Below are 18066 nucleotides of genomic sequence, written 5' to 3' on the forward strand. Positions count from 1 at the left end.
ACGCATGAACGTCGCCCTGGGGATGCCGCAGCTGCCGCCGCCGGTGCTCGCACCGCGCCGGCCGTCGCGCAAGATCCGCGTCGGCAAGGTCGAGGTCGGCGGCGACGCACCCGTCAGCGTCCAGTCCATGACGACGACGCCGACGGTCGACATCAACGCGACGCTGCAGCAGATCGCCGAGCTGACGGCGGCCGGCTGCGACATCGTCCGCGTCGCCGTGCCCAGCGCCGACGACGCCGACGCGCTGCCGGCCATCGCGAAGAAGTCGCAGATCCCGGTCATCGCCGACATCCACTTCCAGCCGAAGTACGTGTTCGCCGCCATCGACGCTGGCTGCGCGGCCGTCCGCGTCAACCCGGGCAACATCAAGAAGTTCGACGACAAGGTCGGCGAGATCGCGAAGGCGGCGAAGGACGCCGGCATCTCCCTGCGCATCGGCGTCAACGCCGGTTCGCTCGACCCCCGGCTGCTGCAGAAGTACGGCAAGGCCACCCCCGAGGCGCTGGTCGAGTCCGCCGTCTGGGAGGCGTCGCTGTTCGAGGAGCACGACTTCCACGACTTCAAGATCTCGGTGAAGCACAACGACCCGGTCGTCATGGTCCGGGCGTACGAGCTGCTGGCCGAGCGCGGCGACTGGCCGCTGCACCTCGGGGTGACGGAGGCCGGCCCGGCGTTCCAGGGCACCATCAAGTCCGCGACGGCGTTCGGCGCGTTGCTGAGCAAGGGCATCGGCGACACCATCCGGGTGTCGCTGTCCGCGCCGCCGGTCGAGGAGGTGAAGGTCGGCAACCAGATCCTGCAATCACTGAACCTGCGCCCGCGCAAGCTCGAGATCGTGTCCTGCCCGTCCTGCGGCCGCGCCCAGGTCGACGTCTACACGCTGGCCGACCGCGTCACCGCCGGGCTCGAGGGCATGGAGGTGCCGCTGCGCGTGGCCGTGATGGGCTGCGTCGTGAACGGGCCGGGGGAGGCGCGCGAGGCCGACCTCGGCGTAGCATCCGGCAACGGCAAGGGCCAGATCTTCGTGAAGGGTGAGGTCGTCAAGACGGTTCCGGAGGCGGAGATCGTCGAGACGCTGATCGAGGAGGCCCTGCGCATCGCCGAGACGATGGACGCCGGCGACGGCGACGGCGGGCCGGTGGTCACCGTCGCCTGACGAAGGCGGCGACCGGGGGAAGGGGGCGACGTGCTCGGTACGTCGGCAGCGGTGCGGCCGCTGAGCCAGGCCGACCTGGACGACACCGTCGCGCTGCTCGGCCGCGACCCCTGCGTGGACGTCTTCGTCGGCTCCCGCGTGCACGCGTCCGGCCTGGCGCCGTCGCGGCTGGCCGGCGAGCTGTGGGGCTACTACGAGGAGAACCGGCTCCGGTCGCTGTGCTATTCGGGCGCGAACCTCGTCCCGGTGGCCGCGTCGGCCCGGGCCGCCCGCACGTTCGCCGACCTCGCCGTCCGCCGCGGCCGCCGCTGCTCGTCCATCGTCGGGCCGGCCGACGCCGTGCTGTCGATGTGGGACCTCATCCGCCCCGAGTGGGGGCCGGCCCGCGAGGTGCGCTCCTGCCAGCCGGTCATGGCCATCGACACCGCGCCCGCGGTGCCGGCCGACCCGCTGGTGCGCGCCGTCCGGCCGGACGAGGTCGACGTGCTGCTGCCCGCGGCGGTCGCGATGTTCACCGAGGAGGTCGGCGTCTCGCCCACCGGCACCGACGGCGGCGCGTACTACAAGGCGCGGCTCGCCGAGCTGGTCCGGGCCGGCCGCGCGTTCGCCCGGTTCGAGGACGGCGAGATCGTGTTCAAGGCCGAGATCGGCGCCGTCACCCCGCACGCCTGCCAGGTGCAGGGCGTCTGGGTGCGTCCGGACCGGCGGGGCGAGCGGTTGTCGGTCGGCGGCATGGCGGCGGTCGTCGAGCACGCGCTGCGCGCGATCGCGCCGGCCGTCACGCTCTACGTCAACGACTTCAACGTCGCGGCCCGGGGCGCGTACCGCCGGGTCGGCTTCACCGAGGTCGGTCGTTTCGCCACCATCATGTTCTGACCGCGGGCACACTGGACCGCGATGAACCGCCGCCTCGCCGCCATCGCCGCTGCCGCCGGCCTGCTCGTCGTCGCCGGATGCGGGGGTGACGGCGATCCCGGCGCGGCCCCGCCCAGTACCCCGGCCGACACCACGACGTCGCCGTCGGAGCGGCCGAGCCCCACCCCGACGCCCGATCCGAGGACGTTCACGCTGGTCGCGACCGGTGACGTGCTGCTGCACGAGCGGCTGTGGACCCAGGCGCGCAACGACGCCGGGCCGGGCGAGGAGATGGACTTCGCGCCGCAGCTGGCGAACATCGCGCCGATCGTCCAGGGCGCCGGCCTCGCCGTCTGCCACCTGGAGACGCCGCTGGCGCCGGCCGGCGGTCCGTACGAGGGCTACCCGACCTTCTCCGGCCCGCCGCAGATCGTCACGGCGCTGGCCGAGACCGGCTACGACGCCTGCACCACCGCGTCGAACCACACCTACGACCAGGGCGCGGGCGGGGTCGACCGCACCCTCGACGCGCTCGACGCTGCCGGGCTGGCGCACGCCGGGTCGGCCCGCACGCCGGAGGAGTCGCAGACCATCACGCACGTCGAGGTCGCCACCGCCGGCGACCCCGTCGACGTCGCGCTGCTCTCGTACACGTTCGGCTTCAACGGCATCCCGGCGCCGGACGGCGAGACGTGGCGCGGCAACGAGATCGAGCCCGGCCGCATCCTCGCCGACGCCGCCACCGCGCGGGCCGAGGGCGCCGACGTCGTCGTCACCGCGCTGCACTGGGGCGACGAGTACGTCCACGAGCCGAACGCCCTGCAGAGCGAGCTGGCGCCGCAGCTGATCGCGTCGCCCGACATCGACCTCCTGCTCGGCCACCACGCGCACGTCGTGCAGCCGATCGAGAACGTCGGCGGCGAGTGGGTCGTCTACGGCATGGGCAACCTGATGGCCAACCACGCCGAGCCCGAGGGGCCGAAGGCGGAGGGGTTGCTGACCCGGTTCACGTTCACCGAGTCCGCGGGCGGCGCGGGGACGTTCACCGTCACGGGGGCCGAATACCTGCCCCTCTACCAGACCTACCAGCCGCCGGTCGAGGTGCTCGACGTGCCCGCGGCGCTGGCCAGCGGCGACACCGGCACCGCGTCGGCGGCCCGGCTGCGGCAGGCGCGCGACCGGACCACCGAGATCGTGCTGAGCAAGGGCGGAGCGGCCGCCGGGCTCACCCTGCTGAATCCGTCGTGACCGGCCGGTATCCTCGTCCTTCGTTGCCCGACCCGTCAGTGGAAGCCTGGAGAGTCCCGTGATCCTGCGCATGTCGACGTTGTTCCTGCGAACCCTGCGCGACGATCCGGCCGACGCCGAGGTGCCGAGCCACAAGCTGCTGGTCCGCGCGGGCTACGTCCGCCGCGCCGCGCCGGGCATCTACTCGTGGCTGCCGCTGGGGTACATGGTGCTGCGCAACATCGAGGGCATCGTGCGCGAGGAGATGAACGCCATCGGCGCGCAGGAGGTGCACTTCCCCGCGCTGCTGCCGCGCGAGCCGTACGAGGCGACGAACCGGTGGGAGGAGTACGGCGACAACCTCTTCCGGGTGAAGGACCGCAAGGGCGGCGACTACCTGCTCGGTCCCACGCACGAAGAGATGTTCACGCTGCTGGTGAAGGACCTGTACTCGTCGTACAAGGACCTCCCGCTGGCGCTGTACCAGATCCAGACCAAGTACCGCGACGAGGCGCGGCCGCGCGCGGGCATCCTGCGCGGCCGTGAGTTCGTCATGAAGGACTCCTACACGTTCGACGTCTCCGACGAGGCGTTCATGACGTCCTACCTGGCGCACCGGGCCGCCTACATCAAGATCTTCGACCGCCTCGGCCTCGACTACGTCATCGTCAAGGCGACGTCCGGCGCCATGGGCGGCTCGGCCAGCGAGGAGTTCCTGGCCACGGCCGAGAACGGCGAGGACACCTACGTCCGCTCGGCCGGCGGCTACGCGGCCAACGTCGAGGCCGTCACCACGCCCGTGCCCGACCCGCTGCCCTACGACGACGTGCCCGCGGCACACGCCGAGGACACCCCCGACACCCCCACCATCGAGACGCTGGTCGCACACCTGAACGAGCGGTTCCCGCGCGCCGACCGGCCCTGGCAGGCGTCCGACACGCTGAAGAACGTGCTGGTCGTGGTGCACCACCCCGACGGCACCCGCGAGCCGCTCGCCGTCGGTGTCCCCGGCGACCGCGAGGTCGACGAGAAGCGGCTGCAGGCGCAGCTCGAGCCGGCCGAGCTCGAGCCGTTCACCGAGGCCGACTTCGCCGCGCACCCGGCGCTGGCGCGCGGGTACATCGGGCCGGGCGTGCTGGGGGAGAAGAACGCCTCCGGCATCCGCTACCTCGTCGACCCCCGCGTCGTCGAGGGCACCCGCTGGGTCACCGGCGCCGACACGCCGGGCCAGCACGTCATCGACCTCGTCGCCGGGCGCGACTTCACCCCCGACGGCACCATCGAGGCGGCCGAGGTGCGCGCCGGCGACCCCGCGCCCGACGGCTCCGGCCCGCTCGAGACCGCCCGCGGCATCGAGATGGGGCACATCTTCCAGCTCGGCCGCAAGTACTCCGAGGCGCTCGGCCTGCAGGTGCTCGACGAGAACGGCAAGCTCGTCACGGTCACCATGGGCTCCTACGGCGTGGGCGTGTCGCGTGCGGTCGCCGCCATCGTCGAGAACTCGCACGACGACGCCGGCATCATCTGGCCGCGCGAGGTGGCGCCGGCCGACGTCCACCTGATCGCGACGGGCAAGGACGACGCGGTCTTCTCGGCGGCGTCGTCGCTGGCCGCTGACCTGGACGCGGCGGGCGTGCGGGTGCTCTACGACGACCGGCGCGGGGTGAGCCCGGGCGTGAAGTTCAAGGACTCCGAGCTGATCGGCGTGCCGACGATCGTCGTGGTGGGCCGCGGCCTGGCCGACGGCGTCGTCGAGGTCAAGGACCGCGCCACCGGCGAGCGCCAGGACGTCCCCCTCGCCGCGGCCGTCGACCGGCTGCGGGAGATCGTCGCAGAATAGGGGCATGGACCTCTACCCGGCCGGCGCGGCGCACGCGGCGCTGGCCGGGGACGTCCTCGGGTACCGCGGGTACGTCGAGCACTCGGCCACGGTCGTGCGGCGGCGCGAGCTGCCCGGCCCGCGGGTCCCGGTCATCATCAGCTTCGGCGACCTGCTGTCGGTGCGGTCGCCGGGCGTCAGCGGCGACCTGACCTCGTTCGTCGCCGGCTTCCACGACACCTACGCCGTCACCGAGTTCGTCGGCGCCCAGTGCGGGCTGCAGATCGACCTCACGCCGCTGGGCGCGCACCGCCTGCTCGGCCTGGCCGGCTCCGACCTGCGTGACGGCGCGGTGCGCCTCGGCGACGTGTTCGGCCGCCCCGGCGACGCGTTCGTCGAGCGGCTGGCGGCGGCGCCTGACTGGCCCGCCCGGTTCGCGCTGGCCGATGCGTTCCTGCTGCGCCGGTCGGCGGTCGCGCGCGAGGTGGATGCCGAGGTGGGGTGGGTGTGGGAGCGGCTCGCGGACGCGGACGGGCGGGTGCGCATCGCCACGCTGGCCGCGGAGGTCGGGTGGAGCCGGCGGCACCTGGCCGCGCGGTTCCGGCGGCAGGCCGGGCTCGGCCCCAAGGAGGCGGCGCGGGTGCTGCGGTTCTCGCGTGCGGTGCGACGGCTGGACGCGGCGGGCGCTGCTGCGGCGGGTGCTGCTGCGGCGCTCTCGCTCAGTGATCTCGCCGCCGACACCGGGTACGCCGACCACAGTCACCTCGTCCGCGAGTTCCACGCGCTGGCCGGCTGCACCCCGTCGCAGCTGGCGGCCGAGCGGCGTGGCGCGGCGGTCCCGGTCCCGTAGGGGGTTGCGGCGAGGAAGGCCGATCGAGGGCGGCCGGGTGGGTCTTGTCGGCTGCCGCACATGGGCCGGCGCTGTGCGGGGTCGGCGGCGGCGCGGCGAACGTTGTCGGTGCCCGCCCGTAGGGTGGGCCCCACCCGGGCCGGGCGGGGTCTGCCTACCACGACGCGCGCCGCGGCAATCCGGCGCCGGCCTCTGGGGTCCGGCGCACGCGCAACCGGCCCGGAGGGGGCTCGGTGCCGGGCTGTGCGGGGTCGGCGGCGGCGCGGCGAACGTTGTCGGTGCCCGCCCGTAGGGTGGGCCCCACCCGGGCCGGGAGGGGTCGACCTACCACGACGCGCGCCGCGGCAAACCGGCGCCGGCCCCGAGGCCCGGCGCACGCGCATCCGCCCCGCAGTGGGCAGCCGGCGCCGGCCCCGAGGCCCGGCGCACGCCCATCCGCCCCGCAGTGGGCAGCCGGCGCATGCGGCGGGCTGTCCACGCCGGGCCGGCGCGTATCGCCGCACGCCTGGACGTCCCGTATGATCCCGGTCATGCATCGGACGCACCCGATCACCCCGCCCCCCGCTCTCTAGCGGGGCGCGTTCCAGCGCGCCGGCTGCCCCTCTGACGGGCGGCCGGCTTCTTCGCGCATTCCTGCGTGTCCCGCTCCCGCGCGCCGTCTTCCCTCTCGTCGCAGGAGCTGATTCGTGGAACACACCCGTACTCTCAACCCGACCTCAGCGCGCGCCGACCTGCTCTCGGTCATGGGCGCCGGGGTCCTCTGGGGCACCGGCGGCCTGACCGGCGCGCTGCTCATCGACCGCACCGGCCTCGGCGTGCTCGCCGTCGCCGCGTTCCGGTTGCTGGTGGGCGGCGGGCTGGTCGTGCTGTGGCTGCTGGCCAGCGGCCGCCTGCACCGGCTGCGGACGTCCGCCCGGGGCGTGCGCCGGCTGGTGCTGCTCGGCGCGCTGGCCGCGCTGTACCAGAGCTGCTACTTCGCGGCCGTCCAGCTGACCTCCGTCAGCCTGGCCACCCTGGTGACCTTGGGCGCGTCGCCCATCCTCGTCGTCGCGGCCGAGAGCGTGGTCGGGCGGCGGCGGCCGGACGGCCGCATCGCGGCGGCCATCGCGACGGCGCTCGCCGGGCTGGCGCTGCTGGTCGGCACCCCGGCGGCCGGCGACCCGGCGGCGGTGCTGGCCGGGACGGCGTGCGCGCTGGCTTCGGCGTCCGGGTTCGCCGCCATCACGATGCTCGGCGCCCGCCCGGTCGACGACCTCGGGGCGCTGCCGACGGCGGGGCTGTCGTTCTCCGCGGGCGGGCTGCTGCTGCTCCCGCTGGCGGCGGCGGGCGGCGGCCTGACGATGGACCTGGACGTCGCGACGCTCGGCCTGCTGGTGTACCTGGGGCTGGCCCCGACGGCGCTGGCCTACGGGCTGTACTTCACCGGCCTGCGCACCGTCGCGACCGGCTCGGCGGCGCTGTTCTCGCTGCTCGAGCCGCTGACGGCGGCCGCGCTGGGCGCCGTCGTGCTGGACGAGCGGCTCGGGGCGGCCGGGCTGACCGGCGCCGTGCTGATCGGGACGGCGGTGTTGATGACGGCGACGGGCCGCCGCCGCTAGCGTGGAGGCAGCCGACCCGGGAGCAGAGGCATGGACGACACCGGATACGACTACGACCTCCTCGTCATCGGCTCCGGCCCGGGCGGACAGAAGGCCGCCATCGGCGCCGCCAAGCTCGGCAGACGGGCCTGCGTCGTCGAGCGCCGGAACATGATCGGCGGCGTGTGCGTCAACACCGGGACCATCCCGTCCAAGACGCTGCGCGAGGCCGTGCTCTACCTCACCGGCCTGTCCATGCGTGAGCTGTACGGCCAGTCCTACCGGGTGAAGCACGAGATCACCGTGCAGGACCTGCTGGCCCGCACCCAGCACGTCGTCGGCCGCGAGATCGAGGTGGTGCGGGCGCAGCTGTTCCGTAACCACGTCGATCTCGTGGTCGGCACGGCCCGCTTCGTCGACCCGCACACCGTCGCCGTCGACGGGCCGGGGGAGCACCGGCAGATCACCGCCGCGAACGTCGTCGTCGCCACTGGGACGACGCCGGCCCGCCCGGCCCACGTCGAGTTCGACGAGGGCCGGGTGGTCGACTCCGACGGCATCCTGACGCTCGAGCGCATCCCCGACTCCATGGTCGTGGTCGGCGCGGGCGTCATCGGCATCGAGTACGCGTCGATGTTCGCCGCGCTCGGCACCCGCGTCACCGTCGTCGAGAAGCGGGCGCAGATGCTGGAGTTCTGCGACCCCGAGGTGGTCGAGTCGCTCAAGTTCCATCTGCGCGACCTCTCGGTGACGTTCCGGTTCGGCGAAGAGGTCGAGAAGGTCGAGATCGGCACGCACGGCACGGTCACGACGCTGGCCAGCGGCAAGCGCGTCCCCGCCGAGACCGTCATGTACTCCGCCGGACGGCAGGGCCTGACGGCCGAGCTGGGGCTCGAGAACGCGGGCCTCGAGGCCGACCCCCGCGGCCGCATCACCGTCGACGCCCAGTACCGGACGACGGTGCCGCACATCTTCGCCGTCGGCGACGTCATCGGCTTCCCGGCGCTGGCCGCCACGTCGATGGACCAGGGGCGGCTGGCGTCGCTGCACGCGTTCGGCGAGCCGGCCAACGAACTGCGCGAGATCCAGCCCATCGGCATCTACACGATCCCGGAGATCTCCTACTGCGGCCGCACCGAGGTCGAGCTGACGCAGGACGCCGTCCCGTACGAGGTGGGCATCTCCCGCTACCGCGAGCTGGCCCGCGGGCAGATCGTCGGCGACTCCTACGGCATGCTGAAACTGCTGGTCAGCCCGGCGACGCGGCAGATCCTCGGCGTGCACGTGTTCGGCACCGGCGCCGCCGACCTCGTGCACATCGGCCAGGCGGTCATGGGCTGCGGCGGCACCGTCGACTACCTCGTCGACACCGTGTTCAACTACCCGACGCTGTCCGAGGCGTACAAGGTCGCCGCGCTCGACGTCACCAACAAGCTGCGCGCGCTGGACCGCTTCGATCTCTGAGAATAACCAGTGAATGCCTGGGTACGGTTACGCCCATGAGATACGCGGCCAAGACCAGACACCTGTTCCGCGACGTCGGCGGGCTGCGGCTGCACTACCGCGAGGCGGGCGTCCCGTCGTCGACGGCGGTGCTGCTCCTGCACGGCTTCCCCGCCTCGTCGCACTCGTTCCGCGCGGTGCTCCCGGTGCTCGGCGAGCACGTCTACGTCGTGGCGCCGGATATGCCCGGGTTCGGCTTCTCCGACGCGCCGCCGCCGGACGAGTACGAGTACACCTACGAGCGCCTGTCGGAGGCGATCGAGGCGCTGGTCGACGACCTGGGCGTGCGCCGCTACATCCTCTACGTGACGGACTACAGCACACCGGTCGGCTATCTGATGGCGCTGCGGCACCCGGACCGGATCCTGGGCCTGGTCGTGCAGAACGGCAACACGCACGAGGCCGGCCTGGGCGACATCTGGGACACCGCGCGCGAGTACTGGGCCGAGCCGACCCCCGAGAACCGGGCGAAGCTGCCCGACTGGCTCACCTTCGAGGGCACCCGCGACCAGTACCTCAGCGGCCTCTCGCCGGAACTGCAGGCGCTGCAGCCGCGCGAGACGTGGCACCTCGACTGGGAGCGGCTGACGCGGCCCGGCAACGTCGAGGCGCACTTCCAGCTGTTCGTCGACTACCAGCACCACGTGGCCCGGTTCCCCGAGATCGCGGCCTACCACCGCGAGCACCAGCCGCCGTGCCTGGTGCTGTGGGGTCGTCACGACGTGTACTTCGACATCGCCGAGGTGCTGGCCTACCACCAGGAGATGGAGACGCTCGAGGCGCACCTCTACGACGGTGGGCACCTGTTCCTCGAGACGCACGCCGCCGAGGTCGCCGAGCAGCTCGTCACCTTCACCGGCAACGTGCTCGACGCGGCTCGTTAGACGCGGCCGTCCAGGCCGGGGAACGCGGTGGGCGCGCCGCCCCATGCCAGCGCCTGGACGGTGACGGCGACGACGCCGCGGACGGCGAGCTCGCGCAGCTCGGGCGTGGAGGCGGCGCCGGCGAGGTCGGCGTACAGCGCGCCGAGCCGCTCTTCCAGCAGCACGCCCAGGGCCAGCGCGGACGCCTCGTCGGTGACGGGGGAGGGCAGCGCGTAGCCGGGCTCGGCCGCCACCGGCTCGGCCCCGGCGGCCGCGATGAGCGCGGTCAGCTGGTCGCGGCGGGCCCGGTGCGTCGCCAGCGCGGCCCGTGCGGCGGGCGCGTCGTCGGGCAGGTGCGCGCCGAGCACGCCGTAGCCGTAGACGCAGGCGTGCTCGCCGGCCAGCGCCGCCTGGGCGGCCTCGACCTCGGGGCCGCCCGAGGGCTCGGCGGACGGGGAAGGGGTCGTCGTCACGCCAGCACCGCCCCGTGGCCGGCCTCGGACGCGGCGATGGACGCCAGCACGGCGGCCAGCCGCGGCCCGGCGGCGCCCAGCGCGGCCAGGACGCACGCGTCGGCGGCGGCCCGCTCGGCGTCGGCGACGGCGGCCAGCGCGGCGCCGGCGTCGGCGGCGATGGACGGGGCGGCCGGAGCGGCGGCGCCCGCGCCGTACGGCAGCGGCCCGTCGGCCCGCAACGCGGCCAGGTGCTCGTCGTGGTGCGCGGTCAGCGGCTGCAGCCGCCCGGCGAGGTCCGGATGCGCCGCGACGGTGGCCGCGTGCAGCGCCAGCAGTGCCTGCTCGCCGTGCACCGCCTGCCACCGCAGCTTCACGTCGGCGTCGAGCGGCGCGCGGGGCCCGGGAGCGGACTTCGGACGCGGTTCGGCGCCGCACGCGGCCAGCGCCACGCCGAGCACCGGAGCCCCGGCGACCAGCGCGAGCAGCCGCCGCCGGCCCTCGTCCACCCTCTGCTTCACGGAGCACACCGTAACCGGTGCGAACGTGCCCGTGGATCGCCGGTCCGCGCTGTAGTCTTGGCTACTCTTGACGGCAGGACGTCAAGAAGGCGGTCAGCGCGCGAGACAACTCGACATCGAGGAAGGGGCATCCGATGACATCGGCTTCTCATGACCTTCTGCAGCAGGTCATCGAGCCCGTCGTGGTGTCGGAGGGGCTCGACCTCGAACAGCTGGACCTGTCCCAGGCGGGCCGCCGCAGCCGGCTGCGCATCATGGTCGACGCCGACGGCGGGGTCGACCTCGACCGCTGCGCCGAGGTGTCCCGGCACATCTCCAAGGCGCTCGACGACAGCAACGTCATGGGCGACCGCCCGTACACCCTCGAGGTCAGCTCGCCGGGCGTCTCCCGGCCACTGACCCTGCCGCGGCACTGGTCGCGCGCCACCGGCCGGCTGGTGCGCGCCGTCCTGCACGACGGCGGCGACGTCACCGGGCGCGTCGTGTCGGCCGGCGACACCTCCGCCGTGCTCGACGTCGACGGCGCCACCCGCGAGCTGGCCTACACCGACGTCCGCAAGGCCAAGGTGCAGGTCGAGTTCCGCAAGACCGACGACACCGATCTCGACGATTTCGAGGAAGAGGACTGAGAGCGTGGACATCGACCTTTCGCTCCTGCGAGCACTGGAGCGAGAGAAGGACATCTCCTTCGACCTGGTCGTCGAGGCGACGGAGCGCGCTCTGCTGCTCGCCTACCAGCGCTCCGAGACCCATCAGCCGCGCGCCCGCGTCGAGCTCGACCGCAAGACCGGCCACGTCACCGTCTGGGCCCAGGAGGTCGACGACGACGGCGCCGTCACGCGCGAGTGGGACGACACCCCCGACGGCTTCGGCCGCATCGCCGCCACCACCGCGAAGCAGGAGATCCTGCAGCGGCTGCGCGACGCCGAGGACGAGAACACCTTCGGCGACTTCCTCGACCGCGAGGGCGAGATCGTCTCCGGCACCATCCAGCAGGGCCGCGACCCCCGCACCGTCATGGTCAACCTCGGCAAGGTCGAGGCGGTGCTGCCGCCTGCCGAGCAGGTGCCGGGCGAGCGCTACGAGCACGGCAGCCGCATCCGCTGCTACGTCGTGCAGGTGCGCAAGGGCCAGCACGGCCCCATCATCACCGTGTCGCGCACCCACCCGAACCTGGTGAAGAAGCTGTTCACGCTCGAGGTCCCCGAGATCGCCGACGGCACGGTGCAGATCGCCGGCATCGCCCGCGAGGCCGGCCACCGCAGCAAGATCGCCGTCTACTCCACAGTGCCCGGGGTCAACGCCAAGGGCGCCTGCATCGGGCCCATGGGGTCGCGGGTGCGTGCGGTCATGACCGAGTTGCACGGCGAGAAGATCGACATCGTCGACTGGTCCGAGGACCCCGCCGAGCTGGTCGCCAACGCGCTGTCGCCGGCCCGGGTCCAGCGGGTCGACATCGTCGACGCGGCCGCGCGGTCGGCCCGCGTCACCGTCCCCGACTTCCAGCTCTCGCTGGCCATCGGCCGGGAAGGACAGAACGCGCGGCTGGCCGCTCGGCTGACCGGATGGCGCATCGATATCCGCCCCGACACCGAGCCCGAGACCGCCGATCGCGGCGCCGACACGCCCGCGTGACCGTTCAGGCCCGAGAGACGCTAAACTGTTCGAGTGAATGACCGCGCGCCCGGCCGGTCACCTGTGCGCACCTGCGTAGGATGCCGGTCTCGTGCGGTGAAGTCCGAACTGCTCCGCGTCGTCGCGGGCGGTGCCGGCGCCGAAAGGGCGCTGGTTCCCGACCTCGACGGCCGGCTCCCGGGCCGCGGTGCGTACCTGCACCCGCGTCAGGGCTGCCTCGACCAAGCCGAGCGACGTCGGGCGTTCTCGCGCGCATTACGCGCCGAGGGTCCGCTCGACGATACTGGGCTGCGTCGGTGGCTCGCCGAGCACGAGGATCGACCCGATCGGCCGCAACGGCCGGCCGGAATGGATGAAGGAGACACGACGTGACGCTCACGAGCGCTCGATGAGCACGCAGCGATGAGCACGCGCACCACCTAGCCGGTCCGAGCCGACACGCCCGGGCCGAGAAGGAGAGCAGTGGCAAAGGTCCGGGTACACGAGCTCGCGAAAGAGCTCGGTGTGACGAGCAAGGACGTCCTCGGCAAGCTGGGCGACCTCGGGGAGTACGTGAAGTCGGCATCGTCGACCATCGAGGCCCCCGTCGTCCGTAAGCTTCGCGACGCGTTCGCCAATCAAGGAACCGGCAAGGGAACCAAGCGGTCTCCCGGCACCCCTGGCCCGTCGGCCAGGCCGGCAGCACCAACCCCCATGCCCAGCACGCCCAGTGCGGCCGCACCGGCGCCGGCACCCGCCGCGCCGGCGGCGAAGCCTGCCCCGCGCCCGGCCTCGCCGGCGCCCGCGGAGCAGCCGGCCGCGTCGGCGCCGCCGGCCGCCCGGCCCGCTCCGGGCCCGCGGCCCGGCCCGGCGCCCACGCCGGGCCAGCGCCCCGGCGGCCAGGGCCAGCGGCCCGACCAGGGTCAGCGCCCCGACCCGGGCGCGCGCCCGGGTCCCGGCCAGCGCCCCGGCGGTGGTCAGGGCCAGCGGCCCGACCAGGGCCAGCGTCCCTCGGGCGGCGGTCGTCCGGGCGCACCGAAGCCTGGTCCGGCCGCGCCGCGTCCGGCCGGCCCGCGTCCGGGCAACAACCCGTTCGGCGGCGAGAACACCGGCATGGGCCGGTCTCGCTCCGGCGGCGGCCCGCGTCCGGGCAACAACCCGTTCTCGTCCGGTGGGTCCACCGGCATGCAGCGTCCCGGCTCGCGCCGCGACGGTGAAGGCCGCGGCGCGCCCGGTGCGGGCGGCCCGCGGCCCAGCGCCCCGGCACCGCGTCCGGGCGGTGGCGCCGGCGCCGGCGGCCCGCGCCCCAACCCAGGCATGATGCCGCCGCGCCCGTCGCAGCGGCCCGGTGGCGGCGGCGGTGGCGGCGAGCGTGGCGGCCGTCCCGGCGGTGACCGCGGCGGCCGTCCCGGCGGCGGTGGCGGCGGTGGCCGTCCCGGCGGCGGTGGCGGCGGTGGCCGTCCCGGCGGTGGCGGCGGCTTCGGCGGCGGTCCCGGTGGCGGTGGCCGTCCCGGCGGCTTCGGCGGCCCCGGCGGCGGTGGCCGTCCGGGTGGCGGCGGTGGCCGCGGCCGCGGCGGTACGGCCGGCGCGTTCGGCCGTCCCGGTGGCCGGCCGGCCAAGAGCCGCAAGAGCAAGCGGCAGAAGCGCCAGGAGTACGACAACATGCAGGCGCCGTCGATCGGCGGCGTGCGGCTGCCCCGCGGCAACGGACAGGTCGTCCGGCTGCCCCGCGGCGCCTCGCTGGCCGACTTCGCCGAGCGCATCGACGTCGACCCCGCGCAGCTGGTCCAGGTGCTGTTCGGCTTGGGCGAGATGGTCACGGCCACCCAGTCCGTCGACGAAGACACCTTCCGGGTGCTGGGCGAGGAGCTCGGCTTCGAGATCCAGATGGTGTCGCCCGAGGACGAGGACCGCGAGCTGCTCGAGTCGTTCGACATCGACTTCGACGCCGAAGTGGGCGACGAGGACGCGCTGGCGGCCCGGCCGCCGGTGGTCACCGTCATGGGCCACGTCGACCACGGTAAGACGAAGCTGCTCGACGCCATCCGCAAGGAGAACATCGTCGAGTCCGAGGCCGGCGGCATCACCCAGCACATCGGCGCCTACCAGGTGTCCGTCGAGCACGAGGGCGAGCCGCGGGCCATCACCTTCATCGACACCCCGGGTCACGAGGCGTTCACCGCCATGCGTGCCCGTGGTGCGCAGGTGACGGACATCGTCATCCTCGTGGTGGCGGCCGACGACGGCGTCATGCCGCAGACCATCGAGGCGCTGAACCACGCCCAGGCGGCCGGTGTGCCCATCGTCGTCGCGGTCAACAAGATCGACGTCGAGGGCGCCAACCCGGCGAAGATCCGCCAGCAGCTCACCGAGTACAACCTGGTGGCCGAGGAGTACGGCGGCGACACCATGTTCGTCGACGTCGCGGCGAAGCCGGGCCTCAACATCGACAAGCTGCTCGAGGCCGTCCTGCTGACCGCGGACGCGGCACTCGACCTGCGGGCCAACCCCGAGATGGACGCTCGCGGCGTCGCGATCGAGGGTCACCTCGACCGCGGCCGCGGCCCGGTGGCCACCGTCCTGGTGCAGCGCGGCACGCTGCGCCCGGGCGACGCCATCGTCACGGGTCAGTCCTACGGCCGGGTGCGCGCCATGCTCGACGAGTACGGCAAGCCGGTCGAGGAGGCCACGCCGTCGCGGCCGGTCCTGGTGCTCGGCCTCACGGCGGTGCCCGGCGCCGGCGACAAGTTCCTCGTCGCCGACGACGACCGCACCGCGCGCCAGATCGCCGAGAAGCGCGAGGCCATGGAGCGCAACGCCGCCCTGGCCAAGGCCCGCAAGCGGGTCACGCTCGAGAGCTTCATGGCCGAGAGCAAGGTCGAGACGCTGAACCTGATCCTCAAGGGCGACGTGTCCGGCTCGGTCGAGGCGCTCGAGGACGCGCTGCTCAAGATCGACGTGGGCGACGAGGTCAACCTCAACATCATCCACCGCGGCGTCGGCGCCATCACGGCCAACGACGTCAACCTCGCCTCCATCGACCAGGGCATCATCATCGGCTTCAACGTCCGGCCGCAGAGCCGGACGGTCGAGGACCTGGCCGACCGCGAGGGTGTGGAGATCCGGTACTACTCGGTCATCTACTCGGCCATCGAGGAGATCGAGGCGGCCCTCAAGGGCATGCTCAAGCCGGAGTACGAGGAGGTCCAGCTCGGCACCGCCGAGATCCGCGAGGTGTTCCGGTCGTCCAAGATCGGCAACATCGCCGGCTGCATGGTCACCAACGGCATCATGCGGCGCAACGCGTCGGCGCGGCTGGTCCGCGACGGCGTGGTGGTGGGCGATGGCCTCACGGTCGTGTCGCTGCGGCGCGAGAAGGACGACGCCACCGAGGTCCGCGAAGGGTTCGAGTGCGGTATCAACCTCGGCTCGTTCAACGACATCAAGGTCGGCGACCGCATCGAGACCTACGAGATGAAGGAGAAGCCGCGCGGCTGACGGCCGTCCGCGGCGGACTGATGTGTTCGTCGGGACCATCGTGTTCGACCTGCTGCTCGGCGACGTGCGCTCGTTGAAGCAGAAGCGCGCCGTGGTTCGGCCCATCGTGGCCGAACTGCGGCGCCGCTTCGACGTCGCCGTCGCCGAGGTGGGTCACCAGGACCTGCACCGCCGCACGGAGGTGGGGGTCGCCGTCGTCGCCGGCGACTCCCGGCAGTGCATCGACGTGCTCGACGCCGTCGAGCGGCACGTCGCGTACCGGCCGGAGATCGAGCTGCTCTCCACCCGGCGACGGATCCACAACGACGAAGACGAGGAGTAGTAGTCATGGCCGATCCAGCGCGGGCGCGCAAACTGGCCGACCGCATCCGTGAGATCGCGGCCGAGACGCTGGAGCGCCGGGTCAAGGACCCCCGGCTGGGGTTCGTCACGGTCACCGACGCCCGCATCACCGGTGACCTGCGCGACGCCACCGTCTTCTACACCGTGTACGGCGACGAGGAGGAGCGCACGGCCACGGCCGCGGCGCTCGAGAGCGTCAAGGGCCTGGTCCGCTCCGAGGTGGGGCGGCGCACCGGCGTCCGGTTCACGCCGACGCTGGAGTTCGTGGCCGACGCCATCCCGGAGAACGCCGCGAACATCGACGACCTGCTGCGCTCGGCGCGCGAGTCGGACGAGCGGGTGGCCCGGGCGGCCGCCGCGGCGCAGTACGCCGGCGACCCCGACCCCTACCGCAAGCCGGCTGACGAGGACGACGACGTGGACTCCGCGGCCGACTCCGGGGACGAGGACGACGACCACCGTGGCTGACCCCGACGGCCTCGTCGTCGTCGACAAGCCCGGTGGCTGGACGTCGCACGACGTCGTCGCCCGCGTCCGCCGCCTGGCCGGCACCCGCCGGGTCGGCCACGCCGGCACGCTCGACCCGATGGCCACCGGCGTGCTGGTGGTTGGCGTCGGCAAGGCCACCAAGCTGCTCGGCCATCTGGCGTTGACGGAGAAGGAGTACGACGCCACCATCCGGCTCGGCGCCGCCACCGTCACCGACGACGCCGAGGGCGAGGTGACGGCGACGGCCGACGCGTCCGCGGTGACCGGCGACGCCGTCGCGGCCGGTGTCGCCGCGCTGACCGGGCCGATCCAGCAGGTGCCGAGCGCGGTGTCCGCGGTGAAGATCGACGGCGTGCGCTCGTACCACCGGGTGCGCTCAGGCGAGGACGTCGAGCTGCCGCCGCGCGCCGTCGTCGTCAGCCGGTTCGACGTGCTGGCCACCAGCCGCGACGGGCCGTACGTCGACCTCGACGTGTCGGTGGCCTGCTCGTCCGGCACCTACATCCGGGCGCTGGCCCGCGACCTCGGCGCGTCGCTGGGCGTCGGCGGCCACCTGACGGCGCTGCGCCGCACCGCCGCCGGCCCGTACCGCCTCGACGTCGCCCGCACGCTGGACCAGCTCGGCGCCGAGTTCACCCTGCTGCCGCTGGCCGACGCCGCGGCCGCGGCGTTCCCGCGGCTGGACGTCGACGCCGAGACCGCCGGGCGGGTCGCGCACGGCATGCCGCTGCCGGCCACCGGGCTCGGGCCGGGACCGGTCGGGGTGTTCGGGCCGGACGGTACCCTGCTCTCACTGGTCGAGGACCGGGGTTCCCGGGCGAAGCACCTGGCGGTGTTCGTATGAGCGATCGGCAGCAGGTCAACGAGCAGCTCGAGGCCGAGCTCTCGGTTCTGTGGCGCCGGGTGCGCCGGCTGTCCATCGACCTCGCCCGCCAGGTCGACGAAGGCCTCGAGGCGGCCGCGTACGGGCTGCTCGGGCTGCTCGCCGACGGCGGAGACGTCCGTGCCGCCGACCTGGTCGAGCGGATGGGACTGGACAAGTCCACCGTCAGCCGGCAGATCACCCAGATGGAGTCGATGGGGCTGATCCAGCGGGTGCCCGACCCACAGGACGGCCGCGCCCGGCTGCTGCACATCACCGACACGGGCCGCGCCCGGGTCCAGCAGCTGCGCGGCGCCCGGGGCCGCTGGTTCGGCGCTGCGCTGGAGGACTGGCCCGACGTCGACGTCCACACGCTCGCCGTTCTGCTCAAACGGCTCAACGAGTCCCTGGCACAGGAGTAGCCTCTCAGGAATAAAG

General features: G+C 73.5%; 18 protein-coding genes. 16 read left to right on the forward strand and 2 right to left on the reverse strand.

Features of this window, described 5'->3' with window-relative positions; translation table 11 throughout:
* Positions 1–4 precede the first annotated feature (4 nt).
* From ispG to BLU82_RS08205, 8 genes are all read left to right on the forward strand, one after another.
* Positions 5–1156 carry a flavodoxin-dependent (E)-4-hydroxy-3-methylbut-2-enyl-diphosphate synthase gene (ispG, locus tag BLU82_RS08170; RefSeq protein WP_092618274.1) on the forward strand — a complete coding sequence of 384 codons (1152 nt, stop codon included), beginning with the start codon at positions 5–7 and terminating at the stop codon, positions 1154–1156.
* Positions 1157–1186: 30 nt separating this feature from the next.
* Entirely contained in the window at positions 1187–2032 is an 846-nt protein-coding gene (locus BLU82_RS08175; protein WP_092618277.1) for a GNAT family N-acetyltransferase, read from the forward strand.
* 21 nt (positions 2033–2053) lie between these two features.
* Complete coding sequence (locus tag BLU82_RS08180) at positions 2054–3259, forward strand: CapA family protein (protein WP_092618280.1); 1206 nt, start codon at positions 2054–2056, stop codon at positions 3257–3259.
* Positions 3260–3317: 58 nt separating this feature from the next.
* A complete protein-coding gene (locus BLU82_RS08185; protein ID WP_092618283.1) occupies positions 3318–5078 on the forward strand; it encodes a proline--tRNA ligase in 1761 nt (586 codons plus the stop codon).
* A 4-nt stretch (positions 5079–5082) separates the two neighbouring features.
* Positions 5083–5907, forward strand: coding sequence for an AraC family transcriptional regulator (locus tag BLU82_RS08190; protein ID WP_092618286.1), 825 nt, complete (start codon positions 5083–5085; stop codon positions 5905–5907).
* A gap of 686 nt (positions 5908–6593) precedes the next feature.
* Positions 6594–7505 carry a DMT family transporter gene (locus tag BLU82_RS08195; RefSeq protein ID WP_197682807.1) on the forward strand — a complete coding sequence of 304 codons (912 nt, stop codon included), beginning with the start codon at positions 6594–6596 and terminating at the stop codon, positions 7503–7505.
* A gap of 30 nt (positions 7506–7535) precedes the next feature.
* A complete protein-coding gene (gene sthA, locus BLU82_RS08200) occupies positions 7536–8948 on the forward strand; it encodes a Si-specific NAD(P)(+) transhydrogenase (protein WP_092618292.1) in 1413 nt (470 codons plus the stop codon).
* 35 nt (positions 8949–8983) lie between these two features.
* Positions 8984–9871 carry an alpha/beta fold hydrolase gene (locus BLU82_RS08205; RefSeq protein WP_092618295.1) on the forward strand — a complete coding sequence of 296 codons (888 nt, stop codon included), beginning with the start codon at positions 8984–8986 and terminating at the stop codon, positions 9869–9871.
* Here BLU82_RS08205 and BLU82_RS08210 read toward each other — a convergent pair.
* Together BLU82_RS08210 and BLU82_RS08215 are read right to left on the reverse strand one after the other, a co-directional pair.
* Positions 9868–10323, reverse strand: coding sequence for a ferritin-like domain-containing protein (locus tag BLU82_RS08210; protein WP_092618298.1), 456 nt, complete (start codon positions 10321–10323; stop codon positions 9868–9870). The genes BLU82_RS08205 and BLU82_RS08210 overlap by 4 nt on opposite strands.
* A complete protein-coding gene (locus BLU82_RS08215; RefSeq protein WP_157740710.1) occupies positions 10320–10823 on the reverse strand; it encodes a hypothetical protein in 504 nt (167 codons plus the stop codon). The genes BLU82_RS08210 and BLU82_RS08215 overlap by 4 nt, the downstream gene beginning before the upstream one ends.
* Before the next feature lie 134 nt (positions 10824–10957).
* Here BLU82_RS08215 and rimP point away from each other — a divergent pair, with 134 nt between their 5' ends.
* The 8 genes from rimP to BLU82_RS08255 all read left to right on the forward strand — a co-directional run bounded on the left by rimP (position 10958) and on the right by BLU82_RS08255 (position 18050).
* Complete coding sequence (gene rimP, locus BLU82_RS08220; protein ID WP_092618304.1) at positions 10958–11452, forward strand: ribosome maturation factor RimP; 495 nt, start codon at positions 10958–10960, stop codon at positions 11450–11452.
* A 4-nt stretch (positions 11453–11456) separates the two neighbouring features.
* Positions 11457–12458: a transcription termination factor NusA gene (gene nusA / locus BLU82_RS08225; RefSeq protein WP_092618307.1), complete on the forward strand. Its 1002-nt coding sequence runs from the start codon at positions 11457–11459 to the stop codon at positions 12456–12458.
* Positions 12459–12521: 63 nt separating this feature from the next.
* Positions 12522–12830, forward strand: a complete 309-nt coding sequence (locus BLU82_RS08230) for a YlxR family protein (RefSeq protein WP_092618310.1) — start codon at positions 12522–12524, stop codon at positions 12828–12830.
* Positions 12831–12920: 90 nt separating this feature from the next.
* A complete protein-coding gene (gene infB / locus BLU82_RS08235; protein ID WP_092618313.1) occupies positions 12921–15935 on the forward strand; it encodes a translation initiation factor IF-2 in 3015 nt (1004 codons plus the stop codon).
* 22 nt (positions 15936–15957) lie between these two features.
* Entirely contained in the window at positions 15958–16257 is a 300-nt protein-coding gene (locus tag BLU82_RS08240; protein WP_092618316.1) for a DUF503 domain-containing protein, read from the forward strand.
* A gap of 5 nt (positions 16258–16262) precedes the next feature.
* Complete coding sequence (rbfA, locus tag BLU82_RS08245; protein ID WP_092618319.1) at positions 16263–16745, forward strand: 30S ribosome-binding factor RbfA; 483 nt, start codon at positions 16263–16265, stop codon at positions 16743–16745.
* Positions 16738–17610, forward strand: a complete 873-nt coding sequence (gene truB, locus BLU82_RS08250) for a tRNA pseudouridine(55) synthase TruB (protein ID WP_092618322.1) — start codon at positions 16738–16740, stop codon at positions 17608–17610. Before rbfA ends, truB begins: the two co-directional genes overlap by 8 nt.
* Positions 17607–18050 (forward strand): MarR family winged helix-turn-helix transcriptional regulator, encoded by a 444-nt coding sequence (locus BLU82_RS08255; RefSeq protein WP_092618325.1) that lies wholly within the window; start codon positions 17607–17609, stop codon positions 18048–18050. The genes truB and BLU82_RS08255 overlap by 4 nt, the downstream gene beginning before the upstream one ends.
* The last annotated feature ends 16 nt before the right edge of the window (positions 18051–18066 follow it).

Origin of the sequence: Jiangella sp. DSM 45060 (assembly GCF_900105175.1) — a bacterium.
Classification (GTDB): Bacteria; Actinomycetota; Actinomycetes; order Jiangellales; family Jiangellaceae; genus Jiangella.